The sequence below is a fragment of the Curtobacterium sp. Csp2 genome, assembly GCF_013347165.1.
On the sequence record NZ_CP054593.1, the window covers coordinates 3,727,311 to 3,749,869 of the forward strand.

Below are 22,559 nucleotides of genomic sequence, written 5' to 3' on the forward strand. Positions count from 1 at the left end.
GCTCAGTGCCGAGGCCGTCGGCCGAGCCGGACGGCCTCGGGGCTGCGTTCGTAGCCGAGGTAGCTGATCACGGCCAGGATTCGGGTCCGCATCGCGGGCCTGACGGTCTCAGGGCAGTTCAGCACCCTGGACACCGTCTGGTGCGAGACACCCGCGGCTGCTGCGACGTCGTAGATCGTCGGCCGCTCGGACGACGGCATCGGTCAGTCCCGCCGCGCCGCGCTGCGCGGTGCCGCGGTGCTCTCGCGGATCAGGACGGGCGGGTCGACGGTGTCGAGCGCGAGGGGCGCGGCCCCGGTCAGGAGGGCGTCAAGCTGCGCCATGCCGTGCCGGCCGAGCTCGGCGAAGTCCTGGCGGGCGGTCGTCAGGGACGGCAGGAACATCGCGGCCAACGGATGGTCGTCGAACCCGGCGACGCTGACGTCGTCCGGGACGCGCTTCCCGGCGTCGTGGAGCCCGCGGATCAGGCCCATGGCGGTCTCGTCGTTGCCGCAGAGCACCGCGGTGACGTCGGACTCCCCGGCGATGGTGACACCGACGTCGTACGCCGAACGCGGATCCCACGAGACGTCGCGGATCTCGGGCAGGGCGATCCCGGCTTCGTTCAGGGCGTGCCGCCACCCGGAGGTGCGCCCGTCCTCCTTGCCGGACGGCGGGACCCGCACGTGGTGGACGGTGTGGTGGCCGAGACCGAGCAGGTGCCGGGTCAGCGCCGCGGCCGCGTGCGACTCGTCGAGCACGGCCTGCGGGACACCGCTCTCGGGGACACCGGAGAGCGCGACGACGGGGATGTGCGGTTGGAGCGCGGCGAGGGCCGCGACGCCGGGCGGGTCGAACTTCAGGACGACGACGCCGGCGGGTGACTGCCGCAGCACCGCGTCCGTCGCCGCGGCCACGTCGTCCTGCTCCGCCGTCTCGACCACGACGATGAAGCTCAGGAACCCGGCCGCGCGCGCGGACTCCTCGACGCCGCGGATCGCCTCGGCGTAGCCGTACCGGGAGGTGTTCCCGGCGACGATCCCGATGACGTTCGACCGACGGGAGGCCAGGGTCTGCGCTGCGGCGCTCGGGCGGTACCCGAGCTCGGCGATCGCGTCGAGGACGCGCGACCGACGACCTTCGCTGACCTTGGCCGCTCCGGTGAGGACGCGGGACACCGTCGGCACGGAGACGCCGGCGAGCTGAGCGACGTCGCTGATGGTGACGGGCTTGTCGCGGCGCGGCGGGGTCATGGTCCCCTCACGATACGACCTGCCGACGATGACGCTCACTTCACCGCTCCGCTGGTGATCCCGGCGATGATCTTCCGCTGCATCACCACGAACGTGACGAGCAGCGGCAGGCTCATCAGGATGATGTAGGCGAAGATCAGGTGCCAGTTCTGCAGGTAGAGCCCGCTCGAGGCGACCTGGTACAGGTTCAGCGGCAGGGTGTCGAGCCGGCCGCCGACGACGAACAGCGCGTAGAAGACGTCGTTCCAGATGTACAGGCAGATCAGGATCGTCGCGGTCGCCAGGGTCGGGCCGAGCAGCGGCAGGATGATCCGCACGAAGACCCGGACCGGTCCGGCACCGTCGACGCGGGCGGCTTCCTCCAGCTCGGCGGGGATCGTCCTGACGAAGCCGGTGACGAAGAAGATCACCGTCGACAGGTACATGCCCATGTAGACGCCGATCATGCCGACCGCGGTGCCCGCGAGGCCGAGCTGGCGGAGCAGCAGCACGATCGTCACGACGGCCGGGGGCAGCACGATGCCGCTGATGCCGAGCGCGTACACGACCGAGACGAGTCGGCCCTTCCGGCGGGCGAGCACCCACGACGCCATCGCCCCGAGGACCAGGACGCCGAGGACCGACGGGACCATGACGAGCATGCTGCCGAGGAACGCGGGGACCATCCGGCCCTGGGTGAGGACGGTGCCGAAGTTCTGCAGCAGCTGCCAGTGTGACGGCAGGGAGAGGTTCGGGTTCAGTGCCTCGGCCTGGTCCTTGCCCGCGGTGACGACGACCATCCAGAACGGCACCCCGAGCAGCGCGACGACGAGCAGGACGACCACGACCGGCTGCAGCCACCGGCTGACCGGACGACGGCGGCGGACGGCGGGGTTCGCGACGGTCATGAGAGCACGTCCTCTCGCTTGCGCAGGGCGTAGATGACGGGGAACGCCAGCAGCGTGACCATCACGAAGAGCGACAGGCTCATCGTGGTGGCCTGCGCGAACAGGCCCTGCCCGAAGGTCCGGAAGATGAAGATGTTGAGCAGCTCGGTGGTGCCGCCGGGTCCGCCGGCGGTGGTGGCCTGGACGATGTCGAAGCCGTTCATCGATCCGAGCAGGGCGGTGGCGACGTTGAACGTCACCGCGGGGGCGAGCAGCGGGAACCGGATGGACCGGAAGGTGCTCCACCAGCCGGACCCGTCGATGCGCGCGGCTTCCAGGACGTCGCCGGGGATGGTCTTGAGGCCGGCGAGGTAGATGAGCATCGACAGGCCCATCCACTTCCAGGCGTGGATGATCGCGACGACGAGCAGCGTCCAGGTGGTGCTGCCGAGCCAGGCGATCGTGACCTCGTGGCCGGTGAGGAAACCGAGGATGGCGTTGAGACCGCCGGCCGGCTTGAGCAGGGCCTGGAAGATGTAGCCGACGGCGAGGGCGGACATCACGACCGGCACGAAGAACGCGGTGCGGGCGATCCGGTTGATCCGGGTGTCCGCCTCGAGCACCAGGGCCAGGACGAGGCCGAAGAGGTTCTGGAACACGGCCACGAGGACCGCGTAGATCAGCGTCGTGCGGAGATCGGCGAGCAGGGTGCCGTTCTGGAACAGCGCGGCGAAGTTGTCGCCGCCGACGAAGGCGATGTCGCTGTGGAAGCTCGACCAGTTCGTGAACGCGTAGACGAAGTTGAACAGCGTCGGGATGAAGAAGAACACGACCAGGACCGCGAGGGCCGGGACGAGGAACCACAGCGGGTGGTCGCTGCGGCGTGGCCGACCGGCGGTCGGCGGATCGGCGGAGAGAGTCGGGACCGGCCGGGACGGCCGGGTCCGACCGGGGATGAGCTGTGCGGTCATGGGGTCCTCGTGGTGCTGGTGGCGCGTTGGTCGGGTGAGCGGCTGACGAACGGGAGGCACGGTGCGGGGCCGCCACGCGCCTCCCGTCCGGTGTCGGCCGACTGGGTTCAGAAGCCCGCGGCGCCCTGCGCCTTGGCGAGCTGCGCGAACTGCTGCTGCGTCGCCTGGGTGACCTGGTCCGGGGTCTTGGTGCCCTGGATCATGTCGGCGAGGTAGAGGTACAGGTCGGGGTTCGCGATGGCCTCGGCCTGCATCGAACCGACCGACGACGGCACGGCTGCTGCAGCGTCCTTGAGGGCGGTCGGGACGGTCGACGGCGTGTCGACGCCCTTCTCGATCGAGACGGTCGACTGGTCCTTCACGAAGCCGGCGTAGCCCTTCCCCATCCAGTACGACAGGAACTGGCGGGCGGCGGCTTCCTGCTCGTCGTTGCCGGACTTGAACGCGACGAGGGCATTGCTCTGGTCGGGGATGAAGGTGCCGGTGTTGCCGGACGGCGAGATCGGGAAGAAGCCGATCTTCTGGTTGAGCTCGTCGGTCTTCGCCAGGGTCTGCAGCTGGTTGAAGAACGAGTTGACCTGGATCACCATGCCCGCGTCACCGGCGAGGAGCGCCTTGCCCTGGTCCTCGAACGTGGCGGTCTTGATGTCGCTGTTGAACATGCCCTGCTTGATCAGGTCGTCGTAGTTGTCGACCGCCTTCTGGACGGTGGCGTCGGTGAACTTCTCCTTCCCGGTGTTGATCTGCTTCCAGAGGCCGTCCTTCGCTGCGTCGGCGAGCTGGACCTGCACCCACCACTGGGTGGCCCACTTGTCGCCGCCCATCTCGTAGAACGGGGTGACGCCCTTGCTCTTGAGGGTCTTCGCGTCGGCGAGGAACTCGTCCCAGTTCTTCGGGGTCGAGGTGATCCCGGCCTTCGCGAGGACCTCCTTGTTGTAGTAGACGCCCTCGACGGCCGGTGTGCTGACGAGCGCCGCGTAGCGGGTGCCGTCGAGCTTGCCGGTGATGTCGGCGAGGTTGCCGGTGTACTTCGAGGTCCACGGCGCGCCCTCGAGCGACTGGAGGTTCTGCTTCGCGTTGAGCGAGGTGAGCTGCGACGCGGTGGGCTGCCAGAACGCGAGGTCCGGCTTGTCGCCCGTGGCGACCTTCGTCTGGACGCCCTGCTCGTAGGGGTCCGGGATGGTGACGACCTTGACGGTCGCGCCGGTCGCCTTCTCGAACCCGCTGATCACCGAGTCGGCGGTCTTGTTCGAGTTCTGCGCGGCCCAGATCGTGAGCGTGGTGCCCTTCAGGTCGGCGGTCTGCGACGGCCAGGTGACCGAGCCGGAGCCGGTCGTGGTGCCGGATCCGGGGTCGCTGCAGCCGGTGAGGAGCGCTGCCGTCACGGCGGCGACGGCGACGGCGCCCTTCCATGCGTGCTTCATGTTCGTCCTTGGTGTGAGGTGTTCGTCGAGTGGGGTGCTGCGAGGTGTTCGTGTCTCACTCCGACGGCGCCGTCGGGGTGAGGGAGAAGGTCCGAGCCGTCGGGGTGGTGACGGTGGTGCGGACCGACAGGGTGCCGGTGTCGGCGTCCCACGCGGCCAGCCATCCGGGCAGGTCGTGCGGGAAGATCGTGGAGACGGTGCGGGCCTGGCCGGCGAGCTCCGGGAAGCGCAGGACGGTCTCGTCCGGGCCGTCGCCCCGGTCCCAGACGGACACGACCGTGCGGGTCGGGGTGTGCCGGGCGGCCGCGACCCAGCGGTCGGTCCACCCGGGCAGGCCGAGGGGCCAGGACGGCTCCGCGTCGGCGAGGTCCCGGTGGAGTACCCGCGCGGCGTCGACTGCCTCGCGGACCCGGGCCGTCTGGTCGTCCGTCATGCCGTCCAGGTGCCCGGACAGGTAGAACCGTCCGGCGAGCCCGGTGACCAGGGTGAAGACGTTCTGCTCGTCGGACAGGTCCGGCTGCGGGTAGGCCCAGTTCGCCGCCTGCTCGGGCAGGACCGACAGGCTCGCGGATGCTGCGATGGGCGGGTACAGCAGCGGGTCCTGCTGGTCCGACGTCGACTGGAGCTGCGTCCGTGCGAGCACGGCGGGGTCCGCGCGCATCGCGCCGGACGCGCAGTTCTCGAGCACCAGGTCCGGGTGGCGCGCGTGCACGCCCTCGAGCCAGGTGAGGTGCGCCCGGTTGTGCTCGAGCAGTCCAGCGCCGACGCTGTCCGTCGCCCGGTCGGTGCCCGGACCGCCGTCGATGTTGTAGTCGAGCTTGAAGAAGCCGATGCCGAACTCCGCGACCAGGCGGTCCACGACGGAGTCGAGGTGCGCGCGGGCCGCGGGGTGCCGGAGGTCGAGGTGGTACCGGTCGTGCTCCTCCACGCGGTGGCCGCGGCGCCGCAGGAACGCCTCGGGTGGCAGGCGGTCGGCGACCGGGCTGCCGACCCCGACGACCTCGGGCTCGAGCCACAGGCCCGGCGTCATGCCGGCCTCCCGGATCGCCTCGACGACCTCGCGGAGGCCGTTCGGGAAGCGGGTGCGCGACGGCTCCCACGCTCCGACGGTGTCCCACCAGTCCGCGGTGTCCGAGTACCAGCCGGCGTCGATGCAGAACGTGTCCACGCCGACACGGCCGGCCGCGGCCACGAGGGGCAGGAGCTTGTCGGTGGAGGGGTCGCCGTCGAGGGTGTTCATGTAGTCGTTGAAGACGATCGTCGGCACCGTGTTCTCGGCGTGCGGCAGACGGTTCCGCCGCCGGGCTGCGGCCATCGCAGCCGCAGCGGTCGGCAGGTCCCGGCCCAGCGCCACGGTCGCCGGCACGGTCGTGAACGTGTCACCGGGCTCCAGCGACACCGACCACTGGTGGTCGCGGTCCGTCGGCCCGGACACTGCGACGTAGCAGTCGGAGACGTGCTCGCCGACCTCCCACCGCCAGGGACCGTTGTGCTCGACCTCCCACAACCAGGTCAGGCCCGGCGCCGTCAGGCCCGCGACGGGCAGGTGCCCACCGGTCGACCAGGTCCCCGCCGCCGTGCGGGTGACGGCGGACCGGGGCGTGTGGCCGGTGAGTTCCTCGTGGAGTTCCGGCAGGAGGACACCGCGGAGCGGTCGGGTGGTCCAGCGCCCCTCGCCGAGCCAGTCGTTCACACCCTCGATGAGGGACCAGTCCGAGGGGAGCAGGGGGCGCTCGGCACCGGCGTCCCGCCCGAGACCGCTCGCCCAGCTCGTGACCGAGGTGAGCAGGACGGCCTCGGCACCGGCGTTCCGGACCGTGGACACGCACCGCACCGCACCGTCGACCGCGCGGAGCGTCACGTCGACCTCGACCGCCGGCGTGGTGCCCTCCGTGCCGAGATGGACCACGAGGGTGTCGGCAGCCGGCTCGTCGTGTGAGCGGTACCGCAGTGCAGCGCCGATCGACGTCTGCACGAGTCGATCGTTCGAGAGCGTGTGCCCGGAGCCGACGGCGAGCACCTCGACGAGCGGCACGTCGTCGCCGAGGCACGCGTCGGCGCCTCGGCCGACGAACCGGGTCACCCTCAGGGGACGGTCCTCGTCGTGTCGGAACGCCAGGTGGACACCCTGCGGGGTCCAGTCGATCTGCGGCAACGCTGCCTCCTCGTGGTGCGGCCCAACGGCGGACCGTAAGGCGATGATAGCGGTTTCAATGCTCGACGCAAGAGGGATCGTGAAATCGCTATCTCGACTTCGGCAGCCGGGCGCACGGGATCTCCAACTCTTGTTGAAATCGCTTTCACGATCTAGGGTTCCGATCGTCCCGCCTCCGGGGCCCAGTACGAAGGAGTACGAAGTGCCACGTCCTGTCCTTCCCGGTCACCGTCGCGTGCCCGGGTTCGCCGCGGCCGTCTCGGTCGCCGCCCTCACCGCCCTCGGACTCGTCGGGATCGCACCCACGGCGTCCGCGGCCACCGTCGACCACCTCGGCGTCGCGTTCGGATCGTCCACCGGAGTCGTCCGCGGCGGAGCCGGCGGCACGCTCTACGGCCTCGGCGACCCGGGCAACCCGACCCAGGCGCTCATCGACGGAGCGCACGTCACGAACACGTCGCAGAAGCCGCCAGGGGGCGCGCAGCACCCAACCGGCGACGCGCTCCGTGTCGAACCGTCGTTCTTCGCCGGCGCCGGGAAGGACGAGTACGTCTACATGCAGGACCAGTACCCGGACTTCCCCTACAACGGCGGCAACCGCCCGGGCGACGCGGACAACGACGGGGTGTGGGACTACCTGCCGATCGTCAAGCAGGAAGCCGAGACGATCGCCACGCAGTCGGCACACCCGAAGCAGTACGTGTTCATCCCGTTCAACGAGCCCGACCTGGACTGGTACACGAACTGGACGAACGACAAGTCGCAGTTCCTGTCCGACTGGTCCGCCGTGTACACGACCATCCAGCAGGTCTGGACGGCGCACGGCCTCGGGCACGCCCGGATCGGCGCCATGGGCGACGGGTCCTTCCACTCTGACCGCACGACCGACTTCCTTGCGTACGCAAAGGCCCAGGGCCAGCTGCCAGACGTGACGATCTGGCACGAGCTGAACCCCAGCAGCCTCGCGAACTTCCGCACGAACATGTCGACGTACCGCGGCATCCTGTCGAACCTCGGCCTGTCGGCGATCCCGGTGAACATCACGGAGTACGGCAACCCGCGCGACATGGGTGTGCCCGGACAGCTCGTCCAGTGGATCTCGATGTTCGAGGACCAGAAGGTCGACGCCCAGACCGCGTACTGGAACTACGCCGGCAACCTCAACGACAACTCCTCCCGCACGAACAGCGCGAACGGCGCGTGGTGGCTCTACAAGTGGTACGGCGACCTGACCGGGAACACCGTGACCGTCACCCCGCCGCAGGCGAACACCACCGACACGCTCCAGGGCGTCGCGTCGATCGACACGACCGCGAAGAAGGCCACCGTGCTGCTCGGCGGCGGCTCGAACGACGTGTCGGTCGACCTGACGGGCCTGTCGAGCAGCGTCTTCGGCACCTCCGTCGACGTCACGGTGCGTGCGGACCGGCTGAACGGGAAGGAGGGGCTGTCCCAGCAGCCGCCCGTCGTCGTCTCGCAGCGTGCGACCGTCACGAACGGTGCGCTGAGCGTCACCGTGCCGAGCAGTGACCGGTACGCGGCCTACCAGGTGGAGGTCACCCCGGCACGGGCGAACCGTCCCGCGGTCGACACCTCAGCGGTCAGCAGCGTCGAGGCGGAGAACACCACCCTGACAGACGCGACGGTGTACACGCAGGACCCGTCGTCCGTGAACGGCATGGCCTCCGGCGGGAAGGACGTCGGATCGTTCAACAAGGCCGACAGCGCCGCGACCTGGACGGTGAACGCTCCGACCGCCGGGACCTACCGACTGACCGTGCTCGGCGGCGCGAACGGACAGCCCGGACAGCACGCGCTGTTCGTCGACAACACGTTCAACCAGCTCGTGAAGTACTCGGCAGACCAGAGCTGGACGTACCGGGGCACCGCCTCGGTGCTCGTGCAGCTCGCAGCCGGGTCGCACACGTTCTCCCTCCGCGCGAGCAAAGACGGCACGAACGTCCTGCCCGGTGCGGACATCACGCTCGACCGCTTCACGGTGCAGAACGTCACGAACGGGGACACCGACACCTATCCGGCCGTCGACGCGCGGCTGGCCGGCACGGCGAGCGCGACCTACGGCTCGTCGACCGCAGCCGCGAACGGCGGAGCAGCGCTGACCGGGTCCGGCACCGCGACGTTCTTCGTCTCGGCACTCGAGTCCGGGTACCAGGACGTCAGCCTCGACTCGGTCACATCCGCAGCGAGTGCGCTGACGCTGAAGGTCGGTGGCCGATCCGTCCCGCTCGGATCGATCAGCGGCGCAGGTTCCTGGCGGACGACCGCTCGCATCTGGCTGCCACAGGGCATCTCGGAGCTGACCGTCGGGTCCCCGAACGGCGCGACGGTCACCGGCATCACGACCGTCCGCGGGTCGACGCAGCGCGCCGCGGACACCGCGTCCGCCAACGCGGTCCGGATCGAGGGCGAGTCGCTCACGCTCGCAGGCACCGCGAAGGCGGTCACCATCCCCGCGTCCGCCGGATCGAACGGTGACGCCGACGGGAAGGGCGTCGTCACGAAGCTCGGAGACCTCGGCAACGGCGCGGGCAACACCGCGACCCTGACCCGTCCGTCGTCGCTCGGTACCGGGGCGTTCGTCCTGACGGTCACGGCGGCGAACGCGGACCAGTCGTCGAACCTCAACTACAACCCGCAGGTCGTCAACCGGTTCCTCGACGTCACCGAGGCCGGCGGTGCGACCACGCGCGGCACGTTCCGCAACGGGTACTCGTGGAACAGCTTCTGGGACACGAGCATCCCGCTCGACCTGACCACGGCGAGCGGATCACTCACGCTCGGCAATGCCGGGGCCTACGCACCGGACATCGACGTGGTCACGCTGGCGAAGCTGACCGCGGGGAGCGCGACCACGGTCGCGCGGTGACCGCCGACAGCGGCGCGTGTCGGGACGCGCCGCTGTCGGCCGGAGGCGGAGGGTCCGGGGCGGAACGGCCTCGGGCCCTCCGCCGTTCGCGCGCTCACGCCGCTGCAGTGTCAGCGCGGCCACCGGGCGGTCAGGGAGCTCCCCGCAGGGATGCCGTCGGGATCCGAGAGAAAGTACGTCACCTCGACGCTCGCGAGCCTGCCGTCATCGCGGAAGACGGGCAGCACCTCGACCGGCGGCTCGTGCCCGACGAGAGCAGGCACGTCACCGGTGGACACGGCCGGCGCAGCTTCCGGGACCGAGACGGCGAAACTCCCGCATCCGCAGCCGCAGTTCGACGCGACGAGCATCATCGACACTTGCGACCGGAGTGCGTCCGCGCTGCTCCCACGGGTGACGTCGGCAACGGCTCCGACGATCATGCGCTCGCGAGCGCGAGGGGCGCGCAGTGGCTCGACGGGCTTCATCACGCCGTGATCCTCGCACGCGAGGCCCTGGGCAGGACCACTGACCGGTGGGTACTGAGGCACCTCACGAGATCCGCACCGAGGACACTCCAGAGGCTCGGCCAGGAAGAAGAAAACCCCCGCCGAAGCGGGGGTTTTCTGTGGCGGGTCATTTGCAGATCTCGACGCCCCGCGTGATCACGCGGATGCAAGACGCCTCACCCGGCGCCGTTGGCTGGGTTTCCCCTGGGCCTGCTCTTAGTTTCCCCTTTTTCGGGAAAGCCCAGGTCAGCAGGGCTCTGTCTGCCGACATGCGCAAGGACGACGCAGCCTCGCTCGAGGAAGTCCGCAACCGGCTGCAGTTCCTCGCCGACACCGGCTACGACCTCCGCCACAACCTGCCGAGCTGAAGCCTCTGCCTGACGCCGCAGCGACGACGGTTTGAGGCAGCCTCGTGAGAATCAAACCGGACGGGCTATCAGCAACGCTCCGCCGCTCATTCAATCAACGGACGAAGGCTGACCGGTGAAGAACCGGCTTGAGTGCCTTTCCACAACGGTCGTGCCCGGAGCACCAGGAACGCCCTAAGTCCGCCTCCAACGGCGGGACGGTCAGCTGCTTGTTGTACCACTGTCGACTGCGGCCCCAAGGATCGCATTCCCGACTGGTGCGCGCGAGATGGCCGGCCACAGCTCCTTTTGTAAAGTCATGATGAGCGCTGGATCGATTGTGGCGACCTCCGCCAGCGCAGCTTGGAGCGCCGCCAGAGCAGGGGCCTCTTCGCGACTTCCGCCAGTATGTGGCCATCAACGTGTGACCAGCTAAGGCGGGACCGGATGGCACGCGCAGTCCGCAACAGAACCTCCTCGTCTTCACCATCGACATACGCGGTAGCGACTTGCTCGTCGAAGAGAGCCCAAGCGGTCTCTGCCGAACCCGCCGAGGTCGGCTCGTCATCGCTCCGTAGCTGACCGAGAACACGTGTATCGAAGGCCAAGCCACCCTCGTCGATACGCCTACGCACGATGTCGATGAGAATCTCAGCGTTGCCCCTTGCGATCGAGCCACCTCGGAGGGCTGCCGTCAACGCGAGTTTGAGCTCGTCACCTTCGGCGGGCCACGTGCCCGCCGCACGGATGAGGGTGACAGCAGGGCTGACCGTAATCATCGGCCTGTCCAGCACTCTGAGCGCCACCGCAAAGAGCCAGGCTCTTAGGGCCGGTCGGTCGCGGACCATGCCGTCGTCGATGATGTCTAGCGCCAGCTGTGGTGCGACCGGAAAGATCCCGCTCAGGCGCGAGTCCTGCCGTTCATCGAGGTCCTCCACAAGGGATACAAGCGATTCCTGCATGTGGTCGTGCCCGCCCGCGAAAATCGAGCCCGCTGCGAAGAGCCACGCGTTGCGCCAATGCGGGCTCGGCGCCGCGAGGATCAATCGGGCGATCACCAACTCGGGTTGGGCATTGACGAGGTACAACCCGGCCATCAACTCCTGGAGAGATCGCACGTCGAATCCGAAGCCCTTGTCGCCACGCGCCGTGATCAGGACCAGGCGGTGGGTCGCGGCGATATAGAGCGAGTCGATCGTTTCACTGTCAGCTCCAGTGGGGTCGTATCCGGCATCAGACAGCACCTTCCAGATGTGTTCCCGCAGCTCGGCCGTCGAAAGAGTCGCGTCCGACGAAGAGCCGGATTCGTTGCGGACCTGGAGCTCTATAGCGACGTCCACATGAAGGTGGAGTATTTGCGGCCCGTAGTCATCCAGAAGGCGGTAGAGCGCCGACGTCTTCGACGCCTCACGCTTTTACACCGTGTCGAAGTACCCCCTGAACAAGCTGTACCGATCCGGCGCCAAACGTGGAGACGACTCCAGCACAATGGTCAGGAACAGCACCTGCAGAAGTGTCCGGAACAACGGGACGTAGGCGTCCCCTTCCGCTGCGCGGCGCAACCGCCCGATGACCGCTTGCGTTCGCTCCGGGTCGCCGTGCAGTCGTGCTGCGGTGGCGCGCTCACCGTATGCAAGACCTTCGTCAGGAGTGAGGTAGTCGAGGTCGAGGCGCTCAAAGCGCTCGTTTCCGAACTCATCGTTGTAGCCGAGTGGACGCGTCGTGAGCACGAGGAGGAGATCCGCATCGGCAACTTCGGCATCATTGACGAACTCCTCAACCCGTTCGATCAGCTGCCTCCAGGTCTGCGGATCGGTCACTTCATCCAGACCATCGAGGACCAAGAACCATGGGAACGCTCGAAGCCAGCTACCAAGCTGAGCACCGTTGACGGTGTCCTCCCCCATCTGATCGGAAAGGTGCTCACCGATCGCCTTCAGCAAGGATGTGTCCCCTTCGAACCTCCCCGCTTCCGCGAACTTCGCCAGGTCCACTCGTAATGGCCTTCGCAAGTGCGCAGGCAGAGCAATGCCGACCGCGTCCAAGGCGGCAGTAGTCCCGTCTACGATGCGACGTTGGTCGATGCTCAGGTCGACATCCGACAAGAGCGAGCAACGAGAAGCTTGAACGAGCAGTTTCGACATCGTCGTCTTCCCGTTGCCGGGTGCCCCAGTGACGACAAGATGACGTGGCACCTCCCTGACAGCGAGAGATCGCCGTCGCACCTGCTGCGCCCTCTGAAGGACAATCTCGGCGAGTGCGCCCCGCGATTCGGCTCCCGTGCCGGCGGCTACAACCACAGGGAGATCGACGGCAAAGTCGTGGAGCCGAAGTCGACTCGCATCCGGGTCTCCTGCTTCCTCGAGCCAGATACTGCCGTCAGTGGCCAGTTGAGTACGTGCATGCCGGCTGAGAATCTCACCGATCTCTCGGGTGGAGGTGAGCCCGTTCTCTGCTCCGAACGCCGCCAGCACGTCCCCCGCAGTCACCAGCCCCGGAAACCCTAGACGCACTGCGTCGTGAATCCGGAGGCCCGTGAGCACCCACTCCCGTGACAGCACCTCGACTCTATCCAGACGCGCAAGTCGTTCTTTTCGCCGGACGGCTCGATCGGATGTGCTGTCGGCGGCTTCGACAGCGCGGCGAACCTTCTCAACACTCGCCCGCACCACGTCATGGCCACCCGACTCCGGTACCGGCGAGAGCGGGACGTTGGTGACGAACACGAGCTGCTTGGGTGTCGTTGGCCGCTCGTCGGCGTCTAGCCAATCGCGAAGTTCCGTCCGGATTTGGTCGGCGAGCCATGCGGCGTTGTCGGCCGGCCGGGAGCCGAGGGCGGCCTTCTGCTTCACCTGGAACACGGTGCGGCCGTGCCACTCCGCATTCGTCCCGTTCGTCCAGCGGAGGGGCTCATCGGTGTATAGGTCCCTGCCGCCGTCGCGACCACGTCCCATCACGTGAAGACCGGACCCGAACTCCGCCACCAACAACGCCGCCGCTAGATCCTGGAAGCCGAACGGCCCCATGGCTTCAAGTTCCGGCCGCTCCATTTGACTCTCCATCCGCACCCTCGCCGTGCTCGGCGCATCGAGCCTAAAGGCCAGGCGCGTGCGAACAGTGCACTTCTGAGGCAGAAGGACACGTCGGACCAGGCCCCCATGGAGGAGACCACCGCGTTGACCCTCCCACGGAGGGGCTGTCGTGTTGTTTATCAGCGGCAGCGCCGCCCGGCGCGCAGTCGGCTGTGGGAGTCGCCGTCTGCTCCAGTCCACGCTTTAGCCGGCCGACGTGCCCTCGCTCTGCTGGAGTCAGGAGTGGCTCGGGCTGTCGTCCGCAGGCTGCTGGCCGGCGTCCCCGAGGTCACCCATCCTCAGGGTGCGGCGCTGCCCGATGAGCCATCGCCGCGAGTTTGCCGCCACGAGTGCGTTGAGTTGGAAGTTGTCCGGGTAGTCCAGGCGCGGGCCGAGCACGAGCAGCAGGGAGGGTGAGAGCGGGAAGGTGACCGTGCCGACTCCCGAGCCGTTTGCGTCACGCCAGAGCAGCACTGCTCCGTCGCCTGTTACGAGCATCTGCGGCCACTCCTCGATGGTCAGCTGCCAATGTTCGACTCCGAGGGCTGCGAGCCTGACTAACCTTTCCTCGGATCGGGAAAGCAGCATCCGATCGGCGGTGTTGAGTTGCACCTGCTCGGACGTTCCATCCGTCCGCAACGCAACAGCGGAGGTTTGGACGCCCACCTGGTCGGCGTACCGACCTCGGTTGAGGTGCATGTCGAGGAACGCAATCAGGGCAACACGTTCGTCGTCGGCGAGGTCGTACTGCGCTTGCCGAAGTTTGCGGATCACCCTGAGTCCGCGACTTTCCACGACCCCGTATTCTTTCTCAAGGTCGTGGGTGAGCACCTGAGGCTCGTAGGCAAAGCTCCAGACGGTGGCGTTGTTATAGGAGTCGACGTACCCGTAGTTTCGAACTTTATCGATGACCTCGACGGCCTTTCGGCTGTCTGCCCACGCCTTAATGTAGCCCTTAGAGACCATGTGGGCACGCTTCTCTACTGGCCGGTTCATCACAGATTCCTCACGTGCAACTTCGTCTGCGCTGAGTTGTTGTTGCCCCTTAAGACATCATCTTGCGCCACCTGAATCTTTCCCATAGACCTGAAGCTACGAAGCGGTGCCGAGCCGGTCCCACAGTGGGACGCGTCGATTCGCCACGCGTGCCGTTCCCGATCGCCTTCGACAACCGGGACTTCGGACCGGGATCGCTCGTAGGAGCTCGCCTGCAGCGCGGGTTCGGTGAGGTGTGTGCCGGTCACTGGAAGAACGCTGCACTCCCTCGTTTCAGCCGCGACACGAAGTCGCGCGGCTCAGGTTGCTCCGCCTGATGATTCGTCAAACGCTCTTGCCGTCGTGTTGCGAGCTTCTCCTGACGTTCAAGGTCGTTATCGGCGAACTGCACGAGTGCGCCCGCGAGGAACCAAACACGATTGCTACCAGTCTGCACCGACCGAGCTCCGAAGAACAGAACAAGCGGAGCAACGAGCAACCCTTGAATGCCCAGAGTCACCCCCAGGTGCACACCAGAGCCGGATTCGGCGTACCACGCCGTGCCAATAAATGCGAAATACACAAGAACCCACAGGACGCGCGTTCCGATACGTTTCCACTTCTTGACTTCGAGCACAGCGCTTGCGGTCATGATAGCGACGAGGCACAGCCCCGCGAAGGCCACCACTGTAACGAGCAGGAAACCAAGACCCACGGCAACGAGGCGCCCGTCAGCGAAGACCAGCACGACCGCCGCGACTAATCCGACGACGAGCGCGACGAGGACGAGACGCCGGATCGCCTTCCGCCCGCCAGTAAACCGCTGCAGAACAACGCGTTGGCGCTTGATCGAGTCGAGCTGCGTCGTGGCGCTCTTCTGCTGGTCGGAGAACGACGGGACGATGAACCGGCCGCACTCGGCGGCGAGAAACCACGTCACCGCCCCAGCGGAGAGGACTGTGGGAAGCACGCCGACGAGGGTGTGGTCTTTGATCACTCCCGCTACCGCGACGATGACGAACACCATTGCGAAGGAAGCAAGGACAAGTCCGAGCACACCCAACATGCGCCGGAGCGTCTCCCCCGCGGGCCGGCCGGTGAGCGCGATCTGCCCACCGACGGTGATGCCGAACAGCGCGAAGGCCCATCCGGGGAGCGGGAGGATGGCGTCCGGACCGTCCTTGAAAGCGGACGCACCCAAGTCCCCGAGCCACGCCAGATCGACGCTGTCTCCCTTGACGATCCCAACGACGATCGACAGAACGTAAAGCCCGACGACCGTCAGCGCAGCGACGCCGCCTTGGACATCGCGCCGGAGTGCAGGCAGGGCCGGCTGATACATCGAAGTCACCTGGGTATTACTCATTTCCTGTCATCCTGGCACAGGTCGGACCCGCTCATGTCGTCATAGCCGTGCTCCTCGTCAAGCGCTGGCTGGCTCGGGGCCGCCCGAAGTCACGTCGCTCGGTGCCGATAGTAGGAGTTGTAGCGCCGGAAGCCAGCGCTTCGAGATCAGGAGCCGCACCATGACTGACCGTCTTGCCCGCATTACCTTTGAACACCACCACCGCGTCTGGCGTTTGCGCCTCGACCCCGACGCGACCGGCGCAGGCGACAAGGCCGGCGACCTCATCGGCTTCGGTGGCGACCCTCGCCGACCAGACGACGAATTGAAGGTCACGATGCTGCTGTCCGCGTGGGGCGTCCAGCCCGAACCCGGCGGCTGGCGGGATGACCGCGGGACGTGGGTCGTACCGGTTGTGCGACTCGAGTAGCCCCATCCGCTGACGAACGGATCAGGGTTTACGCACCCGGGTACGCCGATGAGGGTCGCCTCCTCTGCCCGGTTCTAGTCGCGGCGTTCCTCTGCGCTCAGCGACGGCGCCGCCGTGGCCTCGGCACTCTCAGCACGCGTTGAGCAGCATCACGGAAGTCTTGCTCGGCTCTGCCGGCCCTTTCATCGTCGCCTGCCTCGTAGGATTTCTGCATCTCGAGAACAGCGACTGCGACTTCTTGAGGTCCGAGCAGGACGACAGCGGCGAGCTCTCGAGCCGCGGTCGCCTGCAGCTCTGACGCTTGCTCGTCCAGAGCACGGTAGTCGGGGTCCTGGCGCAGACGCTCGAATGCCGCCTTCGCATCCAGATCCTCCGGTCCCTCGGCAACCGCCTCCGCGATGAGCGACGCGACGACTTTGCCGGTCTTCGACGAGTTCAAATCGAAGCCCTTGGTCAGCGCGAACGCACGAAGATACGCATCGAGGCGCTTCTCACGAAGCCAGCGTCGATGCTCACGCCGCGCCTCGAGAGCACCAGCAAGAAGGGTCACGAGAGAGGTGATGATTGCGCCGGCGGCCGCCCCCGCCAACAACGTTGGCCAAAGCGGGACGCTGGCAGCCGGACTTCCGGCCGCCAGAACCTGGAGAGTGAACATGCGATAAGTCTGCTTGCTAAGGACGCGCGTCGCGGCTGGGCGAAGGATGTGGAGGGTTGCGTCGCAGCACTTCGGATCCGACGGGTTGCCTCAAACGCATTCAAGCCGCCGGGCGGGCTTGCGGCCTGCGAGGGCTCGTCATGGAAGCCATCTCCCACGTCAGACACGTGCCGAGTCGACGAACTCGTTCGGGCGCCCGATGTCGAAGCGCGCTGAACAGCGGCTAATCCGCTTCGATCCGTCAGCAGCGCCGATCGGTGAGCGGCTCGAGAACCTCCGGATAGCGACTATCGAGCTCGTCGACGGGATGCCGGCGTGGAGCGGCCTCGACGTATGGCTGGAAGCGGAGCGCACCCTCGGAGCAACCTACAGCCGTCAAGCCATGACGGTGTCCCGTCCGGACGACAGTGTGGAGCAGCGGATAAACGGCCTCGCCCCCGCTCCTGACCTGGGCGCACGCGCTCAGCTCCAATCTTCGGTTCCTCCGATCCAATGGGTACGACGCTGAGGCTCTCACGAAGCTTGCCGCACACGCGGTGGAGCTCACGAAGGAGCTCCATGAACGAAACGGATGGGCGCTAGCACCCGAACGCAATACACGCATCGAACCTCTGGAGTAGCAGACCATCGGACTCCGTTCCGGGAGGTCGGAGTGCGCTCAGATCGGCGCGCGTGGGGCTCGAACGTGACCGTGTTCCCCGCCTCCACTTGACCAGTGGACAGTCGACGGACGTGCTCGAGTCACTGATCTGCTCCACTAGGCGCGCACCTCGTGATGAACGCTTGCGGTATTCGATAGGTGATCGACTACCGCGCGCACTGCAGGCAATTCGACGAGGGCAGTTCAGCCCGATAGGCGAGAAGCCATGAAGCGATAGCGCTCCGGGCCGAGCGCAGGGGACGCTCCCGGCGGCCCTGCGCGTTCCAGGGGAAGCGGGATCGGGTAGAGCGAGACGCGCCGGCCGAAGGGCGCCGGAATGACGCGGCCTTATAGTAGAAGACGTTTCACGTCCAAGCCCCCGTTTAGGGGATGAGCGCCAGAGGAGGGAACTCCCGCAAGTGCGCTAGTGTCTGCTCACAGTGGTTCGCACAAGCGGACTCGATAATAGGGGGAAACAGTGCAGCCGACAATCGCAGATGCCGCCGCGAACTCGACTGAGACGCAAAACGGTTTCCGGAGGAGTTTCTGGCTACGGCATCAGTGCAACGATCGGTTCGCACTCGACAAAGCCGACACGCTCTGGGATTGGCTGCAGAACGGCGACTTCAGAGAACTGGCGACATGGCCGATCGCCGCGGGAGACAACCTTTTCTTCCGCGGCCAGTCCGACATCTCCTATGGCTTGACATCGAGCTTGTACCGCCAGGTGCGGGCGGCGAAGCCAGAAGGCGTTATCACGGAGCGCGATCTGCGGGACGCCGAGACCGCCCTAATCGAAGCGATGCGAGCGGAAGGCCTGGGCCGTCACCTGTCGGACTTTGAACTCGTCACCGTCCTGCAGCATCACCTCATGCCGACACGACTCATCGACGTCTCTCGATCACCGATGGAAAGCCTCTTCTTCGCCGTCGAGAGCAAGCACAGTGTCGACGGCGTCCTCCTATTGGTGAACCCGTACGGCGCGTCCCATCTGGACTACTCGACAAATTCGCTCCCATGGGCACACTTCCGTGCTAGTGAAGTGAACGGTGACAGCCGGTGGACTAATAAGGTGGCGGCCGTCGAACACGACGCACTCGATCCACGCATGCGCGCCCAAAACGGCACGTTCCTCGCAGGAGGCCTTTTCCGCTCCTACCCAGGCCTAGGCTTCCCCACCGAAGGAGAGCCCGTCCCAGTCGACATGCGCTCGGACGTGTCGAATCTCGCTTTGAAGTTCCTGACCCAGCGCCAGGAACGCACAGGGCACGGGTGGGGCGGCGCGGCCTGGGTGATTCGCATTCCTGCCGAGTGGAAGCGAGGACTGCTGCAACGGCTCCGCGAGGAACTGCAGATCTCGGAGGACACGATCTACCCTGCATTCACGGAGACTGCCCGTCTGGCGAAGCACGTGGTGAAGCACGCCGTCGCGGCCAACTGATCTGCTTCGAACCGCCGCCTTGGCCGTGTGCCGGGTGCGCGGCAAGGCGGCCAGATGCATCTTCTGCCACGGGGGCACCTCAGGCCCACGAAGAGAAGAGGCTTGTGGCACACAAGATAACCACTCAGCTGGTGGAAGACCCTTCCGGTGAAGTCATCGGAGCCGGAGGGGGTAGCACGGTGCACTACGCGTTGGACGGCAGCAGCTTCGAGATCGACCTGTCTAGCAACGGCGTCGCCACCGACCGTGCGACCCGCAGCAAGCACGGGGCTGCTGCAGGTTTGGTTGACTCCTGACAGGTAGGGGCGTTGGCTCCTGCTGGAAGGATGTGCGCCATGGTGAAGGCGTATCCGGAAGAGTTCCGCCGTGATGTGATCGCGGTCGCCCGGAAGGGCGAGACGTCGGTGCGGCAGGTCGCGAAGGACTTCGGTGTGTCCGAGTCCTGTCTGGCCCGCTGGTTGCGGCTCGCGGACCGCGACGACGGCACCGGTGCCGCAGCCTCCCCGTCGGTGAGAGCGGTCGAACAGGCGGAGCTGCGGGAGGCGCAGAAACGGATTCGTCTGCTCGAGCAGGAGAACGAGATCCTCCGCCGGGCGGCGGCGTACTTCGCCCAGTCGCAACTCCCAAAATGATCTACCCGCTGGTCCTCGAACTCGCCGACGATCGGATCCCGGTCGCGGTGGCCTGCCGGGTGCTGGGGTTCTCGAAGCAGGCGTTCTATCGATGGCGCGCGAGCCCGGTGACCGAGCGCGATTGGGCGGATGCGCACCTGACCAACGCGGCCGTCGATGCGCACCGGGACGATCCGACGTTCGGGTACCGGTTCATTGCCGACGACCTCGCCGCGGCCGGCCACCGAGCATCGGAGCGGCGGGTGTGGCGGTTGTGCTCGCAGCAGCGGCTGTGGTCGCTGCACGCGAAGAAGCGCGGCCTGCACCGCAAGGCCGGACCACCGGTTCATGACGACCGGGTCCGGAGGGCGTTCACGGCACCGGACCTGGACCGGCTGTGGCTGACGGACATCACCGAGCACCCGACCGGCGAGGGCAAGCTCTACCTCTGCGCGGTGAAAGACGCCTGCTCGCGTCGGATTGTGGGGTACTCGATCGGTGATCGGATGCGGTCCTCCCTCGCCGTCGCGGCTCTGCAGATGGCGGTGCAGCGACGGAATCCGGTCGGGACAGTCGTGCACTCGGACCGCGGCAGCCAGTTTCGTTCCAAGCGCTTCGTCCGTGCAATCGAGGACGCCGGGCTGCTCGGATCGATGGGGCGGGTCGGGGCGTGCGCGGACAACGCGGCGACGGAATCGTTCTTCGCCTTGCTGCAGAAGAACGTCCTCAACCGAAAACGATGGGCGACCCGGGACCAGCTCCGACTCGCGATCATCACCTGGATCGAGGCGACCTACCACCGGAAGCGACGCCAGCGCGGTCTGGGGAAGTTGACCCCGATCGAGTACGAGACGATCATCAACTCACAGGTCGCACTCGCGGCCTAAACGAACGAGTCAACCGAACCTGCAGCAGTCCCGAGTCCGCCGGCTGTGAGTTGAGTTGCTCGGTCATGGACGGACCTATGCGCGACCAGTCTCCCCAGGCGTGAGTTCTAGAACTCTTGAGAGAAAGCCCAGTTCAGGCGGCTATTCCGCCAGCTCCGGGCTCACGGAGCGCTACCGACGCCGCAGCGGAAGCGGAGAACACCGCGGCCGCGCGAAGCGCAAGGCAGCGGAGTGGATGCTGCAGTCACCGGGTGCGAAAGGCGTCCCGCATGCGCCGCAGGACGTCAGCTTCGTCGTCGCCGCGGATCTTCGAGAACTCGGGTCCCGTCGGATACGTGTACTTCTTCGTCGCGGCTCCGGCACTCTGCGGCGCTTCCGTCTGCCACAACATCAGTTGCGCGACGCGCTCGCCCGGAGTGATTGCCATCGGTAGTTCTCCGAGGTTGACCAATTCCAGCGTCAAGCATCCGGCGAAGCCCGGATGCACCTGGACCGCCGTCGCGGATAGCAGACCGAGCCGTCCGTACGAGGAGCGGGTGATGACCTGCCCGGCGAGGTCGTCGGGCAGCACCAGGTACTCCAGGGTCGCGGCGAGAACCAGCTGTCCGGGGTGAAGGAAGAAGACATCGCCCCACTCACGGACCACGGGTGTCTGGATGGCCCGGGGGTCGCGGGCGTCGTCCAGGGCGTCGAACTCACCGAGGTTTGAGCGTTCGAAGACGATGAAGTTATTGCCGAGTCGAAGGTCGGTGCTGGCATCGTTGACTGCTGGCGGGAGTCGTGGGGTGACGATGAGGCGGCTGCGGTCTTCTGCGGACAGTCGCTTACGGATCTCGCCAGCGGACAGAGCGCCTGCGGGGGTGATGCTGTTCATCGGCGGCTCGTTGGGGGCCGCGCCACCGCCGGCTTTGTTCCACCTCCGCAGGAAGGCGAGCAGATCCAGCGACTTCAGCGCCATGCGATTCAGGGGCATGTCGGTGTAGCTGGCGAACCCGAGCCAGATTGCGTTGAGGATGTCGGCTTCCGTGAATGCGGCACCGCGGGTAGGGCCGCTTTCGCGTGCGACGGCGGGTCGTCCGCTGAGCAGTTGTGCGGCGCAGTCTTCGATGCTGTCGGAGGCGGTGGCCTGGTCGTAGGTAGGTCGAGCCGACCAGGCGGCGACGTCAGCCAAAATTGCCATTGCGTGGGTCTCGAAGTGCTGTTCGAGTAGTAGCGCCCACGACGGTAGTGGGCTTGCGGGAGGGGTTGGAGTGTCGTCGCTGCGGAGGCGGGCGGTGTCGGCGATGTGGAGTTTGTCGCCTCCCGCGGTGCTGTCCAGCCATCGCAGCATCAGTCTCGTTCGGAGAGTGCGAGGCGGGTGGGTTTGCCCTGCTTTGGAGACCGGGCCGACGTAGTGCAGGAAGTCCGTCATTGCGATGACCGCCGCAGCCCCGAATCGGTGGACGGCGTAGGCGTCGCAGGTGAGCTCCTCCAACCAGGCGGCCGCGATTTGATTCAGGCGTCGGGCCCAGGCGGTGTCGGAGAAGCCGTTTGGCCGGTCGGGCAGCCGAGCGACGGCATCGTCGTCGAGCGTGTTGGTGTGGCTCCGAATAACCGCCTTCTGCCGCTGCATGTAGTGCGCGAGTTCGTGCCCGCAGACGATCGGGATCCATGATGCTTGCGAACCTTCGAGGTCGGGCACCGTGATCATCGCCAGCGGGGTCAGGCGCATCGGCGGGTTCGTCAGACCTTCGAAGAGAGCTGCGGCGAGGTCTTCGGTGAACGTCATGAAGTTGCTCGGCGTGCCGACGCTGAGGACAGCTCGGGAGCCGGTGATACCCATACCGATGAGTTCGTTCTCGATCAGGTCGACGACGGGGAGGGGCACCTGGCCGGGGCCACGTCGGAACTGGTCGTCGAAGAACTGCACACGCTGACGGAAGTGCGTGCTCCACTGCTGCAGCTGTGTGAGCTTGTTTGCTTCGTTGGGCGCGAGGTCGAACGCGTCGCTCACTTCCGTCGAGACGGCATCGCAGTAGTCGACGAACAGGTCGAGAGCGAGGTGTGCACCGGTGCCGGAGCTACCAAGCGCCGCGATCTGCTCCTTCACGTGCGCGGAAAAGGCACGGATCCGGTCGAGCAGGGCGTTCCGTTC

Annotated in this window: 17 protein-coding genes; 4 read left to right on the forward strand and 13 right to left on the reverse strand. The window is 66.8% G+C overall.

Going from position 1 to position 22,559, the window contains the following annotated elements:
* Nucleotides 1-2 precede the first annotated feature (2 nt).
* The 6 genes from HUN59_RS20000 to HUN59_RS20005 all read right to left on the reverse strand — a co-directional run bounded on the left by HUN59_RS20000 (nt 3) and on the right by HUN59_RS20005 (nt 6,648).
* Nucleotides 3-200, reverse strand: a complete 198-nt coding sequence (locus tag HUN59_RS20000) for a LacI family DNA-binding transcriptional regulator (protein ID WP_174779170.1) — start codon at nt 198-200, stop codon at nt 3-5.
* 3 nt (nt 201-203) lie between these two features.
* Complete coding sequence (locus tag HUN59_RS18120) at nt 204-1,232, reverse strand: LacI family DNA-binding transcriptional regulator (RefSeq protein ID WP_174779171.1); 1,029 nt, start codon at nt 1,230-1,232, stop codon at nt 204-206.
* Between the two features lie 35 nt (nt 1,233-1,267).
* Nucleotides 1,268-2,119, reverse strand: a complete 852-nt coding sequence (locus HUN59_RS18125) for a carbohydrate ABC transporter permease (protein WP_174779172.1) — start codon at nt 2,117-2,119, stop codon at nt 1,268-1,270.
* Nucleotides 2,116-3,069, reverse strand: a complete 954-nt coding sequence (locus tag HUN59_RS18130) for a carbohydrate ABC transporter permease (RefSeq protein ID WP_174779173.1) — start codon at nt 3,067-3,069, stop codon at nt 2,116-2,118. The genes HUN59_RS18125 and HUN59_RS18130 overlap by 4 nt, the downstream gene beginning before the upstream one ends.
* A 107-nt stretch (nt 3,070-3,176) precedes the next feature.
* Nucleotides 3,177-4,493 carry an ABC transporter substrate-binding protein gene (locus tag HUN59_RS18135; protein ID WP_174779174.1) on the reverse strand — a complete coding sequence of 439 codons (1,317 nt, stop codon included), beginning with the start codon at nt 4,491-4,493 and terminating at the stop codon, nt 3,177-3,179.
* A gap of 55 nt (nt 4,494-4,548) precedes the next feature.
* Nucleotides 4,549-6,648, reverse strand: a complete 2,100-nt coding sequence (locus HUN59_RS20005; protein WP_174779175.1) for a glycoside hydrolase family 36 protein — start codon at nt 6,646-6,648, stop codon at nt 4,549-4,551.
* A 235-nt stretch (nt 6,649-6,883) separates the two neighbouring features.
* Between HUN59_RS20005 and HUN59_RS18145 the strand changes: the two genes are divergently transcribed.
* A complete protein-coding gene (locus HUN59_RS18145; RefSeq protein ID WP_254629940.1) occupies nt 6,884-9,535 on the forward strand; it encodes a CBM35 domain-containing protein in 2,652 nt (883 codons plus the stop codon).
* 110 nt (nt 9,536-9,645) lie between these two features.
* Here HUN59_RS18145 and HUN59_RS18150 read toward each other — a convergent pair whose 3' ends face one another.
* The 5 genes from HUN59_RS18150 to HUN59_RS18170 all read right to left on the reverse strand — a co-directional run bounded on the left by HUN59_RS18150 (nt 9,646) and on the right by HUN59_RS18170 (nt 15,782).
* Entirely contained in the window at nt 9,646-10,005 is a 360-nt protein-coding gene (locus HUN59_RS18150) for a hypothetical protein (protein WP_144805284.1), read from the reverse strand.
* A 682-nt stretch (nt 10,006-10,687) separates the two neighbouring features.
* Nucleotides 10,688-11,710 (reverse strand): hypothetical protein, encoded by a 1,023-nt coding sequence (locus HUN59_RS18155; protein ID WP_174779177.1) that lies wholly within the window; start codon nt 11,708-11,710, stop codon nt 10,688-10,690.
* 75 nt (nt 11,711-11,785) lie between these two features.
* The gene (locus HUN59_RS18160) at nt 11,786-13,420 is read right to left on the reverse strand and encodes an NACHT domain-containing protein (RefSeq protein WP_174779178.1); all 1,635 of its coding nucleotides are present in this window, start codon (nt 13,418-13,420) and stop codon (nt 11,786-11,788) included.
* A gap of 258 nt (nt 13,421-13,678) precedes the next feature.
* The gene (locus HUN59_RS18165) at nt 13,679-14,437 is read right to left on the reverse strand and encodes a DUF4238 domain-containing protein (RefSeq protein ID WP_174779179.1); all 759 of its coding nucleotides are present in this window, start codon (nt 14,435-14,437) and stop codon (nt 13,679-13,681) included.
* 244 nt (nt 14,438-14,681) lie between these two features.
* Nucleotides 14,682-15,782 carry a hypothetical protein gene (locus HUN59_RS18170; protein WP_174779180.1) on the reverse strand — a complete coding sequence of 367 codons (1,101 nt, stop codon included), beginning with the start codon at nt 15,780-15,782 and terminating at the stop codon, nt 14,682-14,684.
* Between the two features lie 160 nt (nt 15,783-15,942).
* On the opposite strand from HUN59_RS18170, the gene HUN59_RS18175 reads away from it, so the two are divergent.
* Entirely contained in the window at nt 15,943-16,191 is a 249-nt protein-coding gene (locus HUN59_RS18175) for a hypothetical protein (protein WP_174779181.1), read from the forward strand.
* 97 nt (nt 16,192-16,288) lie between these two features.
* Here the strand turns inward: HUN59_RS18175 and HUN59_RS18180 are convergent, their stop codons facing one another.
* Nucleotides 16,289-16,846 carry a hypothetical protein gene (locus HUN59_RS18180; protein WP_174779182.1) on the reverse strand — a complete coding sequence of 186 codons (558 nt, stop codon included), beginning with the start codon at nt 16,844-16,846 and terminating at the stop codon, nt 16,289-16,291.
* Between the two features lie 1,118 nt (nt 16,847-17,964).
* Between HUN59_RS18180 and HUN59_RS18185 the strand changes: the two genes are divergently transcribed.
* Both HUN59_RS18185 and HUN59_RS18190 read left to right on the forward strand, forming a co-directional pair.
* Nucleotides 17,965-18,927, forward strand: coding sequence for an FRG domain-containing protein (locus HUN59_RS18185; RefSeq protein ID WP_174779183.1), 963 nt, complete (start codon nt 17,965-17,967; stop codon nt 18,925-18,927).
* A 335-nt stretch (nt 18,928-19,262) separates the two neighbouring features.
* Nucleotides 19,263-20,425, forward strand: a protein-coding gene (locus HUN59_RS18190) for an IS3 family transposase (protein ID WP_174779184.1) whose coding sequence is annotated in 2 segments (ribosomal slippage) — nt 19,263-19,542 and nt 19,542-20,425 — 1,164 coding nt in all. Because the reading frame shifts where the segments join, the coding sequence is not laid out codon by codon here.
* A 244-nt stretch (nt 20,426-20,669) separates the two neighbouring features.
* On the opposite strand, the gene dcd is transcribed toward HUN59_RS18190, so the two are convergent.
* Nucleotides 20,670-22,514, reverse strand: coding sequence for a dCTP deaminase (dcd, locus tag HUN59_RS19535; RefSeq protein ID WP_217483585.1), 1,845 nt, complete (start codon nt 22,512-22,514; stop codon nt 20,670-20,672).
* Nucleotides 22,515-22,559: the final 45 nt, after the last annotated feature.